General features: G+C 35.3%; 1 protein-coding gene. It reads left to right on the top strand.

Features of this window, described 5'->3' with window-relative positions:
- Nucleotides 1-569, top strand: a 569-nt coding sequence (locus J5M67_RS27545; RefSeq protein ID WP_207888558.1) for an integrase, incomplete at both ends; no start/stop codon positions are given.

The following is a 569-nucleotide window of genomic DNA, read 5'->3' as shown; positions in this document are numbered from 1 at the left end:
AACAAAATGATCCTGAAATTAAACACTTAATTGATAGAATTCAATCTGGTGAAGAAATTGAAAATTACGAAATGTTTGATAACATTTTATATCGAAAAGCAACACCAACATCCTTATTAGTAATACCAAACAGTCTTATTAACGTAGTACTTTACAACATGCACGATCATCCAATGAGCGGTCATGGAGGAAAGGAAAGAACATTGAAACGTATACAAGGACGATTCCATTTTCATAACATGAAAAACATCGTTAATTCTTACGTAGAATCTTGTAGTGACTGTTTGACTAGAAAGAAAGTTCCAGGAAAACAATATGGACTAATGATGCCAATGAACCGAAATTCTCCGGCTGATAAATGGGGATGTGATGTTCTAGGACCTTTTAATCGATCACGAAATGGCAATCGTGATGTCATCGTAGCTATTGATTACTACACACGTTATGCAGAAATCAAAGCCGTACCTAACGGAACTACACCTAAAGTAACCAAGTTTATAATTGAAAACATTATTACCAGACACGGAACACCCAGCATGATTGTTACAGATCGAGGAAGAGCTTTCATA

Source organism: Pseudomonas sp. 30_B (genome assembly GCF_017491605.1).
GTDB lineage: Bacteria > Pseudomonadota > Gammaproteobacteria > Pseudomonadales > Pseudomonadaceae > Pseudomonas.
This window is presented reverse-complemented; position numbering and strand designations above follow the sequence as displayed.